15 protein-coding genes and 2 riboswitches are annotated in these 18,622 nt (G+C 32.8%); of the genes, 6 read left to right on the top strand and 9 right to left on the bottom strand.

The genetic code is table 11. The features are described from left to right. The first annotated feature begins 38 nt into the window (after positions 1 to 38). Positions 39 to 770 carry a ZIP family metal transporter gene (locus LC076_RS10550; RefSeq protein WP_226668465.1) on the top strand — a complete coding sequence of 244 codons (732 nt, stop codon included), beginning with the start codon at positions 39 to 41 and terminating at the stop codon, positions 768 to 770. 411 nt (positions 771 to 1,181) lie between these two features. On the opposite strand, the gene LC076_RS10545 is transcribed toward LC076_RS10550, so the two are convergent. Continuing rightward, positions 1,182 to 1,433, bottom strand: a complete 252-nt coding sequence (locus tag LC076_RS10545; protein WP_226668463.1) for an aspartyl-phosphate phosphatase Spo0E family protein — start codon at positions 1,431 to 1,433, stop codon at positions 1,182 to 1,184. Positions 1,434 to 2,325: 892 nt separating this feature from the next. Between LC076_RS10545 and LC076_RS10540 the strand changes: the two genes are divergently transcribed. Then, a complete protein-coding gene (locus tag LC076_RS10540; protein ID WP_226668560.1) occupies positions 2,326 to 3,117 on the top strand; it encodes a divergent polysaccharide deacetylase family protein in 792 nt (263 codons plus the stop codon). Between the two features lie 181 nt (positions 3,118 to 3,298). Here LC076_RS10540 and cbpA read toward each other — a convergent pair whose 3' ends face one another. Next, the gene (cbpA, locus tag LC076_RS10535; RefSeq protein WP_226668462.1) at positions 3,299 to 3,931 is read right to left on the bottom strand and encodes a cyclic di-AMP binding protein CbpA; all 633 of its coding nucleotides are present in this window, start codon (positions 3,929 to 3,931) and stop codon (positions 3,299 to 3,301) included. A gap of 541 nt (positions 3,932 to 4,472) precedes the next feature. On the opposite strand from cbpA, the gene abc-f reads away from it, so the two are divergent. Next, positions 4,473 to 6,173: a ribosomal protection-like ABC-F family protein gene (abc-f, locus tag LC076_RS10530; protein WP_226668460.1), complete on the top strand. Its 1,701-nt coding sequence runs from the start codon at positions 4,473 to 4,475 to the stop codon at positions 6,171 to 6,173. A 334-nt stretch (positions 6,174 to 6,507) separates the two neighbouring features. Here abc-f and LC076_RS10525 read toward each other — a convergent pair whose 3' ends face one another. The 5 genes from LC076_RS10525 to LC076_RS10505 all read right to left on the bottom strand — a co-directional run bounded on the left by LC076_RS10525 (position 6,508) and on the right by LC076_RS10505 (position 11,353). Next, the gene (locus LC076_RS10525; protein ID WP_226668458.1) at positions 6,508 to 7,044 is read right to left on the bottom strand and encodes a 1,2-dihydroxy-3-keto-5-methylthiopentene dioxygenase; all 537 of its coding nucleotides are present in this window, start codon (positions 7,042 to 7,044) and stop codon (positions 6,508 to 6,510) included. A 129-nt stretch (positions 7,045 to 7,173) separates the two neighbouring features. After that, positions 7,174 to 7,800 (bottom strand): methylthioribulose 1-phosphate dehydratase, encoded by a 627-nt coding sequence (locus LC076_RS10520; RefSeq protein ID WP_226668456.1) that lies wholly within the window; start codon positions 7,798 to 7,800, stop codon positions 7,174 to 7,176. After that, on the bottom strand, positions 7,797 to 8,459 hold the full coding sequence (locus LC076_RS10515) for a 2-hydroxy-3-keto-5-methylthiopentenyl-1-phosphate phosphatase (protein WP_226668454.1): 663 nt from the start codon (positions 8,457 to 8,459) through the stop codon (positions 7,797 to 7,799). Before LC076_RS10515 ends, LC076_RS10520 begins: the two co-directional genes overlap by 4 nt. Further along, complete coding sequence (gene mtnW, locus LC076_RS10510; protein ID WP_226668453.1) at positions 8,456 to 9,697, bottom strand: 2,3-diketo-5-methylthiopentyl-1-phosphate enolase; 1,242 nt, start codon at positions 9,695 to 9,697, stop codon at positions 8,456 to 8,458. The genes LC076_RS10515 and mtnW overlap by 4 nt, the downstream gene beginning before the upstream one ends. 254 nt (positions 9,698 to 9,951) lie before the next feature. Next, a riboswitch (SAM riboswitch) is annotated at positions 9,952 to 10,057 on the bottom strand. Positions 10,058 to 10,177: 120 nt separating this feature from the next. Next, positions 10,178 to 11,353 (bottom strand): pyridoxal phosphate-dependent aminotransferase, encoded by a 1,176-nt coding sequence (locus tag LC076_RS10505; RefSeq protein WP_226668450.1) that lies wholly within the window; start codon positions 11,351 to 11,353, stop codon positions 10,178 to 10,180. Positions 11,354 to 11,456: 103 nt separating this feature from the next. On the opposite strand from LC076_RS10505, the gene LC076_RS10500 reads away from it, so the two are divergent. The 3 genes from LC076_RS10500 to mtnA all read left to right on the top strand — a co-directional run bounded on the left by LC076_RS10500 (position 11,457) and on the right by mtnA (position 15,023). Beyond that, on the top strand, positions 11,457 to 12,242 hold the full coding sequence (locus LC076_RS10500) for a carbon-nitrogen family hydrolase (protein WP_226668448.1): 786 nt from the start codon (positions 11,457 to 11,459) through the stop codon (positions 12,240 to 12,242). A 120-nt stretch (positions 12,243 to 12,362) separates the two neighbouring features. Then, a riboswitch (SAM riboswitch) is annotated at positions 12,363 to 12,508 on the top strand. A 230-nt stretch (positions 12,509 to 12,738) separates the two neighbouring features. Further along, entirely contained in the window at positions 12,739 to 13,941 is a 1,203-nt protein-coding gene (gene mtnK / locus LC076_RS10495) for an S-methyl-5-thioribose kinase (protein WP_226668445.1), read from the top strand. A 29-nt stretch (positions 13,942 to 13,970) separates the two neighbouring features. After that, on the top strand, positions 13,971 to 15,023 hold the full coding sequence (mtnA, locus tag LC076_RS10490; RefSeq protein ID WP_226668443.1) for an S-methyl-5-thioribose-1-phosphate isomerase: 1,053 nt from the start codon (positions 13,971 to 13,973) through the stop codon (positions 15,021 to 15,023). A 550-nt stretch (positions 15,024 to 15,573) separates the two neighbouring features. Here mtnA and LC076_RS10485 read toward each other — a convergent pair. Then, positions 15,574 to 16,068, bottom strand: a complete 495-nt coding sequence (locus LC076_RS10485) for a methylated-DNA--[protein]-cysteine S-methyltransferase (RefSeq protein WP_226668440.1) — start codon at positions 16,066 to 16,068, stop codon at positions 15,574 to 15,576. A gap of 35 nt (positions 16,069 to 16,103) precedes the next feature. After that, the gene (locus tag LC076_RS10480; protein WP_226668437.1) at positions 16,104 to 18,299 is read right to left on the bottom strand and encodes a PAS domain S-box protein; all 2,196 of its coding nucleotides are present in this window, start codon (positions 18,297 to 18,299) and stop codon (positions 16,104 to 16,106) included. Positions 18,300 to 18,622: the final 323 nt, after the last annotated feature.

Genomic DNA, 18,622 nt, shown 5'->3' with positions numbered 1-18,622 from the left:
AAATGAAGTTAACTGTACTAAAAAGGAGTTATAACAATATGTCTAATGTACTAATAGGCAGCATATTATCAGCTTTATCAACAGGATTAGGGGCTTTGCCAATATTATTTCTAAAAAACTCCCTTTCTCATCGATGGAAGGATATTCTTTTAGCCTTTACAGCTGGAATTATGATGACTGCAGCCATGTTAGGATTAATACCTGAAAGTTTAAAATCCGGGAGCGTTATTGAAGTTTGTATAGGGATATTTTTAGGTGTATTAACTTTAACTTATCTAGAAAAGAAAATTCCTCATATAGATTTGCAACACTCAAAAACAGGAATTGAATTTGATGAAAAAGCATTATTAATTATTGCTGCAATTACATTACATAATATACCAGAAGGATTGTCAGTAGGTGTTAGTTATGCATCAAATACAGATGAAACCGGAAATTTAATAGCCTTCGCCATTGGCTTGCAAAATGCACCTGAAGGTTTTCTAGTTGCACTGTTTCTGATCAAACAAAATATCAGTCAAATTCGCGCACTGTTAATTGCTACCGCTACTGGGGCTGTGGAGATTGTATCAGCATTACTAGGCTTTTATTTAACAAGCTATGTAGACTTTTTAGTCGTCTATGGACTATCATTTGCAGCTGGAGCCATGTTGTTTATCATATATAAAGAGTTAATTCCGGAAAGTCATGGAGATGGTAATGAACGTTATGCAACATATTCCTTTATCATCGGAATTGTATTTATGGTCATATTAATTGAAAGTTTTTAATGCAAAATTTGAAATCTTATCACTATACGACCAATAAGAAAAGCTTAAACGATTAGGAATAGAAGATGTTCCAGAAACGTTCAATTCCTAATTAGGTCTAAGTAAATATACCTTATAATAAAAAAGGCTACCTATTCTGACCATGTTTTGTCTCAGAAATATAGCCTTCCCCTTACTCTTCAGCGATTTCTCATCAGCCATACAAATTCATAAGTATGTATCAAATTATTCTATATAGCATTAATTAAGGCTGTTTTCACAAACTTATTGTTTTTAGAGACTGATAAAAACAACTATCTATAAATTATAGTTGCATCTTTTCTTCTACAGATCGGACCTTTTATCCAATCATACTCTGCTTCTAACAGATATAACGTCAATTAGCAACAACCTTACAGAAAAGAGCCTTAATTAATAAGAAAATCGGTCTTTATAAGCAATCATTTTCATTGAATGGACAAAGTTAGATATTGGACTAGTATTGGAATATTTTTTCTCTTCAATTAAAAGTAGTTGATATTCATTTATAAGTAAATCTAAGTCCTGACTACAGTTTACTGCAGTTTCACTTGTATATCCTTCTCTATTTGCAGTTTCAATCATTTCCTGTCTTTTATCGTCTATTGCATCAAGTAACTTTGTTTTTTTACGATTGAAATTCATCAAAATCCCTCCTACTATTCAAGTGATATTTTGTGAAAATTTTCAATTCAAAATTTATTATTGACTGGTATGGAATTTATGAAGAAAAGTGAATTACTAGAGAAATGATTTTCTTGAAAAATTTGACGATCAAGACCATTGCTTTGTTTAATAAATTTCACTAGATCAAATCTATCTATTTTCTGTATTCCCAATCCTACTAGATGTTAAACATCTTCCCTTTTTATAAGGATGTTCCTCCAAGTAAACAAGGCTATATAAAGCATAGTGACATCTTTTCTTCTTAGAATAGTACCTATTTTGCTATAACAACAATGTTTCCACTACATAATTTGATCAATTAGCAACAATCTTTCAGAAAAGAGCCTTTTATATAGGCATTTTTCAAAAGATTGTGGTTAATGAACTAAACTATGCAGGCAAAACATTATACTAAAGTATTAACGGTAGTATTCTAGGTAGAAATTTTGCCAATAGACTTTATCCTGTGCTACTTACTTAAGTTTTTGGCTCTGTTAAACTTTGTTGTTGATTTCCGTTACAGGCATTCGCTTTCCCGGGAAAAAATGCAGTTCGTTTTTTCCTAGGTCCGGAGCCTCCTCGGCGCAAGCGCCTGTGGGGTCTCCCTTTGACACGCTCCTCCCGCAGGAGTCTCATGCCTTTCACTCCAATCAACAAAGTGCTGAAAATCAACATTAAGCTTTAACATAGCCAAGTTTTTAAAGCAACAAAGCAAAGTATACGAAAACAGCCATTTTAAATGACCTACACATGATTAATTTATGAAAAGGATAAACTATAAAAAATATATTGGCTATAGAAAAAATAAATGTTGAATTAGAAGTATCCAAGAGATACGTTCATAGAGCCAAATTAGGAGTGATCATCTTTGATAAAAGTTATTATTGCATGTATGTTTATTTTGTTTGTACAATTACATTCAAGCGCAGTTGCTCAAACGACTGGTCCTATATCAGATGAAAGACAAGTGGCCATTGTTATTGACGATTTAGGTAATAATATGAAGGGTACTGAGGAAATTATCTCTTTGCCTATTCCATTAACAGTTGCTGTAATGCCTTTTCTTCCAACAACAAAAAAGGATGCAAAATTAGCTCATAAAAATGGTCATGAAGTGATCCTTCACCTCCCTATGGAACCTATCGCAGGAAAAAAAAGTTGGTTAGGACCTGGCGCAATTACAACCGATTTATCTGATGAAGAAATAAGGAAGCGAGTGAACGATGCTATTGATGATGTTCCACATGCTGTAGGAATGAATAATCACATGGGCTCAAAAGCAACTGCAGATGAACGAGTTATGAGAATCATATTAGAAGTATGTAAGGAGAGAGAACTTTACTATTTGGATAGTAAAACGACTGGTAAAAGTGTTGTAGCAACTCTTGCAAAAGAACTTAGAGTTCCATATCTAGAAAATGAACTTTTTTTTGATGAACAATATACAATTAAGCATATTTTGAAACAAGCGAACCTATTAATGAGTAGAATTGATCAAGATGATGAAATTATTGCCATTGGTCATGTTGGAATTGCAGGCGAAAAGACCGCATCCGTACTAAAACAATATGTACCTCTTGTACAACAAAAAGCAGATGCCGTTACTTTATCTGAATTACTAATTGAACTCGAAACAATTCCAAATTTCAGAGGAGAAAACTAAATACATGCAACAAATAGTCCTCAAGAGCTAATTGACGTTTTACTAGAACTATTTTTCTTTGTGTGAAATCATTTACTTTCTTCCTAAGAAGTAGGACAAATAAAAATAGAAGGCAATATAGTACCTTACCTTCTATTTTATTCGTCCTATTTTCAGAGCATTACTTAACTTAAAATCACATCTATTGCTTTTCGATTCGATCAACAGAGGTAACTCTAAAGTCTTTGTCTTCAAGCTTTTTAATTACTTTAGATAATTTATCTTCAGATACATCACTTGATAAATTCAAGATTATTCGACGTATATATTTATCACCATTATCGAGTGTTAATAAACCTTCAATATTTAGATCCTTAACAGCGGTTACTAAATCTTTTATTGCACCTTTATGTTCTTTCGTACCAACCGTTAACAAATATCCTCCAGTCTTCATACCAAATGAATCTTCTAAAACATCCATTATATTCGAGTGAGTTATAATACCCGAAAATTCTTTATCTTCATTTAGAACAGCTAAAAACGGAAGTCGACGAATCGTAAGAAATGTCTTAAAAAAAGAATCTTCTTCAAATATGTATGCATCTTGATTTTTAACTAATGACTCTAATGCATCAGTTTCTTTTCCTTGATTTTCTACATAATGTTCTAGTATATGAGCCTTATAAATAAAGCCAGCAAACGTTTTTCCTTCTTTAAGGACTGGTATACTTCGATATCCAGTTTCTTTTAAATAATCATAAGCTTCCTTCACTGTACTGTTAATATCACAATATTTCACAGATTCCTTTGGTACATAGTGATAACGAACTTTCATTTAATAGCCCCCTTTGTTTAGTATTGCTAAAAATTTATCATAGGAAAGATCAATAAGTAAAGAAAATTTGAAGTTTTCTCACAATATTATATTACCATAATCATTATATCTTTCGAACATTTTTATTATTTAACTAAAGAACTACTTTTATCAATTGATTTCTTTTTCTATGTTGTCTATAATCAATATATGCAACTCTTACCACAATATGGTTTTTTGCACACCATAGTTGAAAGAGTATATTTTCGTTTCTTAATGTGGTCTTTTCCCCAAAATTTTTTTTCTTGATTTAGGATTAGATTCACTAAAGAAAATGAAAGGATGTATGTTGAAGCAATGAAGTTCTAATCTTATTTTTCCGGTTATTTATTCGTACATGGAATAATTAAAAAAACTAGAGAAATTGGATTAGTCTGCCTAGCTTCATCATACATAAGTACATGTATAGTCCTCATTAAGCATTTATAGAGGTACTGTATTTTTCTGTATGATTATATGATAGTTGGCTATTTTAATCTCTCTAGAATAGGGAGGTTTTTTTATGTTTTTATTAGAAGCAACATCTATTAGCAAACAATTTGGTGATCAACAAGTATTAAATAAGATCTCATTTCATATAAACAAGTACGATCGGATTGGACTTGTTGGGGCAAATGGATGTGGAAAAACTACATTGGCTCAAATTCTAAATAGAAAAATACAACCTGATGAAGGCTCACTTAACACAGTAGATAAGATCACAATAAGTTATCTTTCCCAAACCATTGACTATAAAATGAAAAATGGTAACCATTTTTCTTCTGATTTTCTCCAAAACTCGCGGGAATTAGGTTTAGAAAAAATTAACATGTGGGAAAATAAAAGATTTAATTCGGTAAGTGAAGGAGAAAAGTTAAAAATTGCATTAGCAAAAATTTGGTCAACCCATCCTGATCTTATTATATTAGACGAACCCACAAATCATTTAGATTACCAAGGTGTTACATGGTTAATTGATCAATTAAAAAAGTATAAGGGATCAGTTATCATTATTTCCCATGACAGATATTTTTTGGATGAAACTGTCAATAAAATTTTTGATATCGATCGTTGTAAACTGACTATCTATAACGGAAGCTATACTGAATTTCAATCCCAAAAGAAAAAACAGTATGATGAAAAAGTCCAACAATATGAAGTTCAACAAAAATATAAAGAAAAAATTGAAGGACAAATGAACCAACTACAAAAATGGTCTGATAAAGCACATCGTACAATGAGGGATCAAGAAGGCTTTAAAGAATTTCATGGTGTGAAGGCGAAGAAGCTTGATCGAGCAGTAAAATCAAAATATAAGCGATTAGAACGGGAACTTGAGCGTAACAAAGTAGAAAAACCAATGAATGAGGATCTTGTACATTTTCAATTTCAAGCTAATAAAAAACGCGGGAAAAGAATAGCAGAAGCACGAAATATAACAAAAACATTTCCTACTAAAGATATATTTACTGAAAGCTCTTTTTACTTTAACCATGGAGAGCGAATTGGATTAGTTGGTCCAAATGGATCTGGTAAAACAACATTACTAAAAATCTTGTTGAACCAAGAATCCCTAACATCTGGTAGCATGTCAATTAACGATTCGTTAAGGATTGCCTATTTAAATCAAGACGTAACTAACTTACCACTCAATCAAACAGCAATTGAAGCTTTAGCGTTCAGTGAACAAGCCAAAATCACTCAAGCACGAAGCACTTTAGCGAAAATGGGAATGAAAGGAGAGAAATTAGCTCAAAAAATCGAAACTCTAAGTTTAGGAGAAGTAACAAGGATAAAACTTACAAAAATACTGTTAGATGAGTATGATCTTTTAATACTAGATGAGCCTACAAACCACCTTGACTTGTCAAGTCGTGAGCAACTTGAAGAAACATTAATAGAATTCTCAGGAACCTTACTCATTGTATCTCATGATTTTTATTTCTTAAATAAAGTTTGTAATAAGTTACTTGTTATAGCGAATAAAAAAGTAAAACGCATTGAAACAAATTTAAAAGACTTCCAAGAAAAACAAAATCAAAAGTATCACACTAACAGATTAATTAAGGAAGAATTGTTAAGAATCACTACAAACTTATCTGCAATCATTAGTGAACTAAGCTTAGTATCAAAAGATTCTCAAATCTATAAACAGCTAGACAATGAGTTTCTTACATTAACTAATAGAAAACAGGAGCTCTTGAATACTTTAAAAGATAAGTAACAGAAAAAGACGAATAAAACTAAATTCAGTTAAGCTGAAAGTAACAAGTTCGTTTCATTGCGCTGCAGACACTCGCGTTCCACGGGGAGGAAGCTGAGCCTCCTAGACGCAAACCGTCTGCGGGTCTCAGCCTTTCCTCAATTCTAAGTAGGTGCCCTAGTGTCTTCCGCTCCATTCCACTAGTTCTTAGAAATAGTATATAAAATCAAAAAACTATTGAAGACGGCAAATAAAAACCCGAACTATTAGGCGAATGTTTAATTGACATATCTCCTAATAATTCGGGTTTATCTTTAGCTTAACTACTTATGTCCCAACCTCTTTTATTATCGTGTTATTTACTAATTTTGTCTTGGTAAGGATGTGCTACCCAACCTTCTGTTTCAATGAACAATCTCACAGCAACAACTTGACGATCTTCCATCAGTGTGAAGAAATGCGGATTACCTTCTGGTACGGAAATCACATCACCAGCTTCTAACTCCACATCGAAATAACCTACTTCTTCCTCACCTTTAATGATAAATATGCCATGACCAGCCGTAATTGCACGAACTTCATCTTCGGTATGAGTGTGGACATTTTCAAATTTTTTCAAAAGTTCTTCTAAGTTAGGTGTAGCATCAGATAAAGCTACAATGTCCCACGTTTTATAGCCTCTTCTTTCAGCTAGTTCTTCAATCTCTTCTTTATACGAAGATAAGATTTCTTCTTTTTCTTCATCATTTAGTACAAATTTTTCTTTTAAATGTGCTGGAAGTTTACTCATATCCCAATGTTCATATAAAACACCTTGTTTTTCTAAAAAGCTTAATACGCTTTCATACCCTTCAATTACTTCTTTTGTGTTTCTCACTTTAATAACTGCCATTTTTTCTCCTCCTAATTTTTGTCTATTATGCATTTGAACTGGTGATTTTTAATATGGCTGTTTTCGTAAACTCTGTTCCTTAAATATTAACTTAAACAGAAAGTAGCTAACTGTAAAGTCATTATCTTTTTAAGAAAGTGTCAAAGCTTTCAGTGATAATAATTTTAAATGATAAGAAAATAAAAATTCACTTGCTTCAAGATACTTCTTCGCTTCCAGAGCATTTCTTCCCCATACAGTGATACCGTGATTTCTTATTAAAACAGCACCAGCATCTTTTTCAACAAACTTCGAAAATTCGGTTGCTAATGTTGGGATATCAGCATGATTGTAAATGATCGGAATAGAATACTCAGCATCCTCTTCCCATAAACCATAGGCCTTAATAATCTCTTGTCCCTTAAATGTGATACTACCGGAATCTCCGTATAACTCAGAAATCACATTATTATCAACCGTATGTACATGAAGACTGCACCCAGCATTTGTTTTACTAAATACCTCAACATGCAAAAGTGTTTCAGCAGAAGGCTTTAAATGAGTTTGTTCTACCGGATCCCCTTTAGCATCAACAAGTAAAAAATCTTCATTCGTTTCCTTTGTTTTATCTTTCCCACTTGCTGTAACTAAGAAATTTAATGGATCTTGCTCTACTTTGATAGCAAGATTTCCACTAGTTCCTGGAAACCAGTCTCGTTTTGCTAACACACGTTTAATATCTGCTAGCTCTTCCCATCTTTTTTGCAAAATGCTCATACCTCAACCTCCTCAAGCTGTTCTAGGATATCTATAACATCATAAAAGGTTGTAAACGGCTTATGGGGTAGATTTAATTCTTTACTTTTCTCTAATAAAAGATCTCTTGCAATGACAAAATCACCAAGTTTCGCTGCTTGTAAATCAGTAATAGAATCCCCAATAACAATTTTACTTTGTTCTTTATCAGTCAACTTTCTAATCAAAGATGGTTTACAGCAACCACATTCATTATCGCAATGATCATCACAGCTATAAGGCCACTCAATTTCAATTTGTTCATTTGTGAAGTTAGCTCTGTTGCAATAGATTTTATCTTCATCAATGAGATCTTTAAGAAGTGGATAAACAAAAAAATCTATTCCACCACTTACGATAAAAAGAGGAATATTTTTATCTTTTGTATATTGAACGAAATCCTTAAAACCAGTTCTTATTTCTGCATGCTCTAAAATGTAATCAATGATGTCATTTTTTTTAAAAGAAGGTAAAAGCTGAAACATCTTGCCCACACCTTCACGAATGGAAATTTCCTGTGAAAGCACTCCATTCTTTAATGAATCCCATTCTGGAGGAGCAAATTTTTTCATAATCGCTATTATGTTATCTGTTTCTGTGATCGTTCCATCAAAATCACAAATAATCACTTTATTTTTCATTTATTCACCTCTGTACTGCCCCAAAGATCGATTGCAATTTTTAAGTCATTACTACTTTCAGCTGCTTGCTTTAAACTAATACCTGATAATGTCCCATCAATAGCTGCACGGAAGGCTTGTCCACCACCTATGGCACCATTTGGATGACCATGAACTCCCCCACCTGCATTTATCACTGAATCAATTCCAAAGTCATTCATCAGAAGAGGAACTAATCCTGGATGTATCCCTGCAGATGGAACTGGGAAAGATTGCTTGAATTGATTTTTAACTAAACAGTTTTCAGCAATCCCCAATGCATCTTCTCTATTTAATGCAACACTTCCATATGGAGATGGAAATAAGGTGAAATCTGCTCCTGCAGTTCTTAACAATTTTCCCAGCAATAAGGAACTAGAAAAGCCGTATAAGCTAGAGGAAGTTAATGCACCACTAACAGCAGGGTGTGCCATGATTGGTACAGTAACATCAGCATCTTCAGCTAAACTTTGCAAAACATCTAAACCATATGCAAACACATTAAATAACAGGACATCTGCACCTAATTCGGATGCTCTTTTTGCTTTATCTTTTAAGTCATAAGTTTTCCCTGATAAATTCACTGCATACAGAGCTTTATGGCCGGTCTCATTATAAACTTGTTTAATAATCTCTTTTCCTGCAGTGATACGGTCTTCAAATGGTGTTAACGGATTATCAAAGAGGATTTCATCATCTTTTACCAAATCAACTCCACCTAATATCTGCTGTTTTAACTGCTCTTTAAGATACTCGAGATCTCTTCCAATAACACCCTTAAAAATACTCATTAATAAAGGTCGATCATACACACCTAATTTTTCGCGAATTCCAGTTACACCAAATGATGGCCCAGGAAAAGCCTCTTTCAATGCATCTGAAAATTCCATATCAACAAGCTTCACTTCACCATCGAGTGATAATTTTCCAAAGACTGTTGTTAAAATAGCTGGAAGATCATGACTATAGTTCAAGCTAGGATAAGCAATTTTTATCTCACCTTTAGTCACTTTTTTACCTAAGAATAAATTTGTTTTTTCACAGTCTTCTAGTTTGTTGACTTCTAACACTCTTCCTTTATGAGCTTTTAATTGTTCTTGCTCAAGTAGCGGAAGATCAGTCCACGAACCAACTGTTAAACCCAATGCGATTCCTTCAGCTTTTTTTTGAAGATCTCCTTTCGCATCATGAACAAGATATGTAGCAATCACTTCACTCACACAAAACCCTACTTTCTATAACTCATTAATCTGAATACTTCAACTTATTTTATCATCTTATCATTTTTATCCCATTCATGCAGATGATTAAGAGAGATTTTTTTATTTAATATAGAACCAAAGCTTACTAAAATGACTTATAAAAAAGATCTCAGACGAATCTTCTTTAGTAACTAAAAATACATTAAAACGTCAAAAAGCCTCTTCGATACTCATAGATCGAAGAAGCTGTTATAAAATATAACTAGCATATCTCCTTATCTATCAGCTTTATGCTGCAAGAATTAGCACCGTGCTTTTTATAAAAAGTCGGTTGCCGGGCTTCAAAGGGCTAGTCCCTCCACCTGCTCTTGATAAGAACGAAACGTTCATATTTTGGTTTAAGTCATTGAAATTAATATGGATTATGACAGATCACTTTCAACCTGTCAATAAGAAATGCACAAGCACCTTGTTCAGCTAGAATAACAAAACTTAGGTTTAAAACAAGTTCAAAGCTTTGATTCTGTTTGCAGCTTCTTTTAATCTTTCTTCAGACGTTAATAGACCTACCCTAACATACCCTTCTCCATATTCACCAAAACCAACTCCTGGTGCAACAACAACGTGAGCCTCTTCTAGAAGGTAATCAGAAAAAGCTTCTGAAGATGTAAATTGAGGTGGTACAGGAAGCCATGCAAAAAATGATCCTGAAGGTGCTGTAACATCCCAGCCGATTTCCTTGAAAGCATGTATTAACACGTTTCTTCGAGTTTCATATAGAGCATTAAGTTCATTAACACAAGTTTGAGGACTTAAGAGAGCATGTGCTGCAGCTTCTTGAATAGCACTAAACACACTCACATACATATGATCTTGTAATAAGTTTAACGACTCAATAACTGAAGGGTTACCTACAGCAAAGCCAATTCTCCATCCAGCCATATTGTAGGATTTAGAAAATGTATAAATTTCAATTCCATTTTCTTTTGCTCCTTTTGTTTGTAAGAAGCTAATTGGACGTTTTCCGTCAAAACCGATTGCACCATATGCAAAATCATGAACAACACAAATATCATTTTCTTTGGTAAAAGTCACTGTTTCTTCAAAAAATTCCTTAGTAGCTGTAGCTCCTGTTGGATTATTGGGATAATTAAGGAGCATCATTTTTGCCTGTTGTTTAGTTTCGTTTGGTATGTTTTTATAATCTGGTAAAAAAGCATTTTCACTTAACAAAGGCATTTTTTCCATTTTAGCACGGGCCAACTCTACTCCTGACCAATAATCAGGATATCCTGGATCTGGTACAAGGACAAGATCTCCGGGGTTTAACAGACACTGTGGCACCTCAACAAGACCGGCTTTTCCACCGAAAAGAATACAAACCTCTTTAGTTGGATCAATTTCAACTCCATATTCACGTTTGTAAAACGTCGCAACTGCCTCTTTTAAAAATGCTTGACCACGAAATGGTGAATATTTGTGAAACGTCGGATTTGCTACAGCCTCTTGCATTGCTTTTACAATATGTTCTGGTGTTGGTTGGTCAGGATTTCCTTGCCCTAAATTTATAACATCATGACCTTGCTCAACAATTGTATTAACTTTGCCAACAAGACTTGCAAAAAATTGCTTTGGTAAGTTATTAAGCAAATGTGATTGTTCAAATATTTTCATTTTCTACACCTTCTCAAAAAATTCTTGAAATTCTAGTCACAAATCATATATTGTTAGTATCAACTTGTAAAGTAAAAATTTCAATATAAAGGTGTGAAACTAAATGAAACCTATTATTACTTGCATTCAACTTGATATAAAATATGGTGATCCTACTTTCAATTACAAACAAGTAGAAGAAAAAGTTACCTCTGCCATAAAAACTGAAAAATCTACGATCATCGTATTACCAGAGCTTTGGACAACTGGCTATGATTTAACAAGATTAGATGAAATTGCTGATGTGAACGGAGAAAAAACAATTGAATTTCTTAGTCAGCTTGCCAAAAAGTACAATGTGCATATTGTCGGTGGATCTGTTGCAAACAAACAGGAAAATGGTGTAAGCAATACAATGTTTGTTATAAACAACCAAGGAGATTTTGTACACGATTATAGTAAACTACACTTATTTAAATTAATGGATGAACACCATTACCTAAAGGCTGGCTCAGAAAAAGGTCTTTTTGAACTAGATGGCATGAAAAGTGCCGGTTTTATTTGCTACGATATTCGTTTTCCTGAATGGATTAGAGTCCATACAACGGAGGGTGCTGAAATTCTGTTTGTTGTTGCAGAATGGCCTCTTCCAAGACTTAATCACTGGAAAGCTCTTCTTTTAAGTAGAGCTATTGAAAACCAATGTTATGTTATTGCTTGTAATAGAGCTGGCTCTGATCCAAAAAATGAATTTGCTGGTCATTCCATGATCATTGATCCATGGGGAACTGTTTTAGCTGAAGCTGATGAGAAAGCTGGCGTGATTTCAGCAGAAATTGATGTTGAAAAGGTAAAACAAGTTCGAAGTCAAATTCCAATTTTTGATGATCGCTTACCAGAATACTATTAAAATATTTCCTCATAACTATTGACAAAAGCTTTTGAATATTGGTATTATCCTAATCAGACATTATTATTTTTAAAATTTAGAAATGTTCAGATTATAAAAAACTCAACATAATATACTAATCTCTTATCAAGAGTTGGCAGAGGGAATTGGCCCGATGACGCCGCAGCAACCGACCGCAAGATCCTCTAAAATGGGTCTAATTGGATTTCCCAATAGGGCACGGTGCTAATTCCATCAGAAAGACGAAACTTTCTGACAGATGAGAGGTGCGAAGCTATGACTTCAAGCCTCTTTCATTGTCGAAAGAGGCTTTTCTTATTTCTTGGGCTTTGTTGCAATCAATGATTAGCTTTTTGTTTAGTGAACCTGAATCTATATGTCTCTTCTTTATGGAAGCTTGTTAACAGGAGACCAAGCAGGAGCTTAATAAAAATTTAACAGAACCTATTACTAAGAAAAGCCTTTAAAATAATAATTTATTGGAGGGGTTTATCTTATGTGTGCAAATAAAAAATCTTCTAACTATAAACCATTAACTGAAAGTGACGCGATTACTTTAGCGAAGCGTTTAGAGCTATTTGATAAAAATAGTCAGTTAACATGCTATGAAATTGGAGATGGAAATTTAAATTTAGTTTTTAAGGTAACAAATACAGAGACAAGTGAAAGTTTGATTATCAAACAAGCACTTCCATATGCAAAAGTGGTCGGTGAAAGTTGGCCGTTAACACTGGATCGCTCTCGTATTGAAACAAATGCACTAATTAAACAAGCTGAATTTGTTCCACAATATGTACCTAAAGTCTATTATTCTGATGAATCCCTTGCGATCACAATTATGGAGGATCTTTCACATCTACAGATTGCAAGAACTGCCTTAATTAATGGTGAAGAGTTACCACTTCTTTCAAAGCATATAGGAGAGTTTTTAGCAAAAACATTATTTTATACATCTGACTATGGACTAAATCAACATTATAAAAAAGAATTAGTGAAACAATTTATTAATCCTGATCTATGTAAAATTACTGAAGATCTTGTGTTTACAGATCCGTTTTTCAACCATGATACAAATGATTTTGAACAAGAATTACTGAAAGACGTTGAGCATATTTGGAACGACCAAGTTTTAAAGCTTGAGGTTGCAAAATTAAAACAATTATTTCTTACAAAAGCTGAGGCATTAGTACATGGAGATTTACATACTGGCAGCATTTTTGCAGACGAAAAGGAAACAAAAGTAATTGATCCAGAGTTTGCCTACTTTGGACCTATTGGATTTGATGTAGGTCAGGTGTTTGCAAATCTTCTTCTAAATGCTATTTCACGTGAGCCAGAAAACCAAAATATTCTATTTAATCATATTGAAGTAACGTGGACTGTTTTTGTAGAAGAGTTTACTAAAGCTTGGACAAATGATGCAATTGAGATTTTTAGCAAAACAGATGGATACGTAGAGCATGTTTTATCAGAGATATTTGAAGAAGCAGTTGGATTTGCTGGCTGTGAAATTATTCGACGTACGATTGGTTTAGCACATGTTGCTGATTTAGACAAAATCGAGCCCACTAGCAAAAAAATCTCTACCAAACAGCTTGCTTTGAGATTAGGTAGTGAGCTTATCAAAAATAGAAAATCGTTAACGAAGCCAGAAGATTTCAAAGAATACACAAAACAAACAGCTCTTACATCTTTGTAAAGTCTGTTAAATAAGGAGTTATAATCATCATGACGAAAACAAATTTTTCTATTCCACAATCAGTGATCTGGAAAGAAGATCATATTTCTTTATTAGATCAACAAAAAATCCCTCAGGTAACTGAGTATCTAGAATTACGTTCAATCGAAGATGTATGGGAAGCCATTCAATCATTAAAGGTTAGAGGAGCTCCAGCAATTGGAATTACTGCAGCTTTTGGCCTTGCACTAGCAGCTCTTCAAGATCAATCTAATTCAATAGACCAATTTTTAAGTAATGTAACTAAAAACAGAGACTACTTAGCAAGCTCAAGACCAACTGCAGTTAATTTAGTATGGGCTTTGGATCGATTAACGAATAGTCTAGCAGAAGTAAAGTCAATTAACGAGGCAAAAACAAAAATTGTTCATGAAGCCATTCAAGTACAAATTGAAGATGAAGAAGTGTGCAGATTAATAGGTGAACACGCATTAACTGTTTTTAAAAATGGCGATAAGGTGATGACAATATGTAATGCTGGTTCCATAGCTACTGCCAAATATGGGACTGCGTTAGCACCTTTCTACCTAGCAAAGGAAAAAAATATCGAAATAAGTGTGTTTGCATGTGAAACTCGTCCTGTGCTCCAAGGTGCACGCTTAACAACGTGGGAGTTAATGCAAGCTGATGTCGACGTAACGTTAATAACAGATAATATGGCTGCACATACGATCAAATCGAAAAATATTTCGTCCATCATTGTAGGCGCAGATCGAATTGCTGCTAATGGAGATACCGCAAATAAAATTGGAACATTTAATTTAGCACTTTTAGCAAAAGCATTTAATATTCCTTTTTATGTTGCAGCACCATTATCAACATTTGATCCATCTATCTCAGACGGAAATCTTATTCCAATTGAAGAACGTCATTCTGAAGAAATTACTACACTTAATGGTTTACGAATTGCTCCTGAAGGAGTTAAAGTCTTTAATCCTGCTTTTGATGTCACGCCAAGTGATTTAATTGCAGGTATTATCACTGAAAAAGGAATTATATCAGGTGATTATCAAACAGAGATTAATAAATTATTCCAATCTTAAAAAGTTTTTAAAAATTTACATTTTTATATCCAAAGAAAAAGGAGGCTAACTTTAGTTTTGAGTTAGCCTCCTTTTTCATAATCTTATTGTTTTTTACTAATTAAACTGTTCTTATCTTCTTCAGAAATAATTTGAAGTTTTGATAATAATGAAGCAAAAAAATATATTTGTGTTGGACGCTTTTGATAAAACATATAACTTGCCCCTTTCTTTACCTTATGCAACTTTTTTACCTTACTCTAATAATATGTTGCATGGTAAAAATTGTGACAAGTTCTTTTTGTTGTTTAGAAGGCATTTAGAACAAAAATTATCAACTACTTTGGAAATCAGGCATGTTATCTTATTTTCATTTAATCTTTAATTTTTATGAATTCTTCTTTTCAATAGGCTGTTTCGTAAACTTTGTTGCTTTTAGTGTTATGAACAAAACAGCACTGTATAAAATTCTTCTCAGAATAGTACTTATATATGATAAAAACTTTGTTAGTAACAGGAAATTAGGCTAAATAGCAACAATCCTTCAGAAAAGAGCCTTTATTACAACCGATTACTTTTTAAATACAATGCTTTCTAAAGTTAATAACTCCGCTTTTATATCATTTTTGTTTCCAGCATAACCAGTTAATTTTTTATTTTTACCAATAACTCGATGACATGGAATAAATATTGGTAATTTATTTGCTTTATTTGCTTGTCCAATGGCTCTTACAGCACGTGAATGACCAATTTTTTCTGCCACATCTTGATAACTACATGATTCTCCATAAGGAATATTCTTTAATTCATTCCATACCTTACATTGAAAATTAGTTCCTTTAAATTCAAAGGATATGGTAAAATCTTTTCTACCTTCGTAAAAATATTCATGTAATTGTTTTTTTGCTTCCACTAAAGGATGATGGTCATTAGACTCTTTAACTTTATGATCTCTACAATAGGCATCGAATTGATCAATATCGAGGAATAAATGAGTAATATTTTCAAGACTAGACACGATTGTTAGTCTACCTATGGGAGAATGATAATAACTATAATAGTTCATCGCTTGCCCTCTTCTCAGTTGTGTATTACAATTTTCTATTTTTGATTAATAGGTAATGTCATATGAAAAGTTGTCCCTTTCCCTTCTTCACTTTCAACTTGAACACTACCTCTATGCTCCTCAATAATTTTATAACTAACCATTAACCCAAGACCAGTACCTCGTTCTTTTGTAGTGTAAAAAGGTTGTCCTAGCCTTTTAATTTTATCTTCTGAAATTCCAGTTCCTCTATCTGTAATAGAAACCACCAAATGCTCAACATCTTTCTGTTTGATATGTACATCTATTGGTCCACCATTTGGCATCACTTCAATTGCATTTTTTAATACATTGATAAATACTTGTTTAAGCTGATTTGGTTCACAATAGATAGATGGAATATCACCTTCTATTGTCAGCTGAATTTGCACATTAACAAGAATAGCTTGAGCATTTAACAAGTCTATCGTCTCTTTCATAATCGTACAAATATTTTTTTGCAAATACTTTATCGCTTGAGGTCTAGCTAATATTAAAAATTCCGTAATAATAGATTCTATTCGACTCAATTCTGATGTAATAACATTAAAGTACATAGAAAAATCTTCTTGAACACTACCTTCCAAGAGTTGGATAAAGCCTTTTAAGGCCGTCATTGGATTTCTAATTTCATGTGCTATTCCAGCTGCTAGCTCGCCAACAACATTTAATGTGTCTGATTTTCTAAGCTGTTCCTCTAATTCTCTTTTTTCTGTAACATCACGAAAAACTGCTAAATTCATATTTTCATTGATATTGTATTTTAAAGAAAATTCCAATGTCTTTTCTTCACCATTAGCATGTCTGTACGTAATTTCTTGAGTTTTTTCTTCCCAATAGATGGAATGATCATTTGCTAATTCATGTTCTTTTAGTTCTGTAAAAAATAAGCTACAGAGATTAACTGAGATGATTTCTTTAGCTGATATATTTAGGATCTTCCTTGCATTTGAATTTGCTTCAATCACATCAAAAGAATGGTTAAATAAAACAATCCCTTCCATTGCACCATCAAAGATTTTCCTGAATTTTTGTTCACTTTCTCGTAGTACCTTTTCCATCTTTTTACGTTCACTTACATTACGGAATATAGTTAAGTGATGACCATCCATAATATTCATTTTTGAGGTAAATTCTAGCTCTTTATTCTCACCATTTGGCATGTAAAATAGAAGTTCTTCTCTTATAGCACCAGTTTCAAAATATTGCTCTTTCACTTGTTTGAAGCTTTCAGAATATTGATCAACAAAATCTAATATATTTCGAGTAACAAGGTCATCCTCACTTAATTCAAAGGTTCTACTCGCTGCTTGATTCACTTTTAATATGTCACCCTTTTTGTTCCATATCATAATGGCATCTATTGCATTTTCAAAGATCTCTCTAAAACGCTCTTCACTTTTATATAGCTTCATTTCCATCGACCGTTTTTCTGTTATATCTCTCATGATTGCCATATAATATCCATTTAAAATATTTGACGTTGTCGTAAATTCAAATATTTTCTTTTGACCATTCTTTAAAACAACAGGTAACTCACCTTTAGCTTTTCCACTTTCTCTTAACAAACTCCAAAGTTTATCAAGCTTAACAAGTTCCTGATTATCTATAAAATCTCTCAGGATATAGGTATTTAAATGCTCTATATTGATTTCAAAACTTTTGCAAAAAGAACCATTCGCATCAATGAACTTTCCTTCTTCATCAAAAATCACAATTCCATCAACAGCTCTATGAAATAAATCTTTAAAAAGTTGTTCATTTATTGTCCGTTCCCGTTCAAGGTTTTTCTTGAAGGATACATCTTTTATTATGGCAAGATCATATTTATCTATCGCTTTTTTTCGAAGAGTTAATTCTAAAAACTTTACTTGTCCATTATCTAAATAAACAACTAATTCTTTTGACTTCGTTTCTTCCCCATCTATATCACTAAATATTTGTTTAATTTCGTCTTTAGGAACTAGTGAAAGAAAATCATACAAACTTCTTTGAAAAAGCTCTGTTTTAGTTAATTGAAACAATTGATATGCAGCAGCATTTCCGTTTATAAAATTCAAATCTTGATCAAAAATGACGACCGCATCCAAAGCATTTTCTATTATTGTTTCATGTTGTAAAAGCTTCGATTTTAGAATGTCATTTTCTTGTATTAGAACTGACAATTGTTTCTTTAATGTAACGACTTCGTTATCCTCAATCGCTTGCCTCACCCATTTCACCCCTAATTACAACAATCTTTCATAATTCTATATAAAAGATATTCTACATATCCATTCATTGTCCTTCACTTATCTACAAATTGATCGAAAATAGTAGCTTTTTCCCTTATATTTTTAGAGTTGTTACAAAATCAACTGCCATATTAACTATATACCATTGAGATTAAGGTCATTTATTGTCAAATGTACTCACTCTTTGCATTTAGAGGCTTACAAAAACATAATTTCATAAATACAGTATGAAAAAATAACGGATCACATTCAAACTAGATATTAGTTTTTCAACGAATTTGATTTGAAGTTAATTTACGAGC

The sequence above is a fragment of the Metabacillus litoralis genome (genome assembly GCF_020524045.1).
GTDB classification, from domain to species: domain Bacteria; phylum Bacillota; class Bacilli; order Bacillales; family Bacillaceae; genus Metabacillus; species Metabacillus litoralis_C.
The sequence above is the reverse complement of the archived record's forward strand: the minus strand, read 5'-3'. Positions and strand labels throughout refer to the sequence as shown.

Coding starts and splice junctions, on each gene's coding strand:
- LC076_RS10550 (WP_226668465.1), top strand. CDS start 39: ATGTCTAATGTACTAATAGGCAGCATATTATCAGCTTTATCAACAGGA.
- LC076_RS10520 (WP_226668456.1), bottom strand. CDS start 7,800: ATGAGCATTTTGCAAAAAAGATGGGAAGAGCTAGCAGATATTAAACGT.
- LC076_RS10545 (WP_226668463.1), bottom strand. CDS start 1,433: ATGAATTTCAATCGTAAAAAAACAAAGTTACTTGATGCAATAGACGAT.
- LC076_RS10515 (WP_226668454.1), bottom strand. CDS start 8,459: ATGAAAAATAAAGTGATTATTTGTGATTTTGATGGAACGATCACAGAA.
- abc-f (WP_226668460.1), top strand. CDS start 4,473: ATGTTTTTATTAGAAGCAACATCTATTAGCAAACAATTTGGTGATCAA.
- LC076_RS10500 (WP_226668448.1), top strand. CDS start 11,457: ATGAAACCTATTATTACTTGCATTCAACTTGATATAAAATATGGTGAT.
- mtnA (WP_226668443.1), top strand. CDS start 13,971: ATGACGAAAACAAATTTTTCTATTCCACAATCAGTGATCTGGAAAGAA.
- cbpA (WP_226668462.1), bottom strand. CDS start 3,931: ATGAAAGTTCGTTATCACTATGTACCAAAGGAATCTGTGAAATATTGT.
- LC076_RS10525 (WP_226668458.1), bottom strand. CDS start 7,044: ATGGCAGTTATTAAAGTGAGAAACACAAAAGAAGTAATTGAAGGGTAT.
- LC076_RS10485 (WP_226668440.1), bottom strand. CDS start 16,068: ATGAACTATTATAGTTATTATCATTCTCCCATAGGTAGACTAACAATC.
- mtnK (WP_226668445.1), top strand. CDS start 12,739: ATGTGTGCAAATAAAAAATCTTCTAACTATAAACCATTAACTGAAAGT.
- LC076_RS10505 (WP_226668450.1), bottom strand. CDS start 11,353: ATGAAAATATTTGAACAATCACATTTGCTTAATAACTTACCAAAGCAA.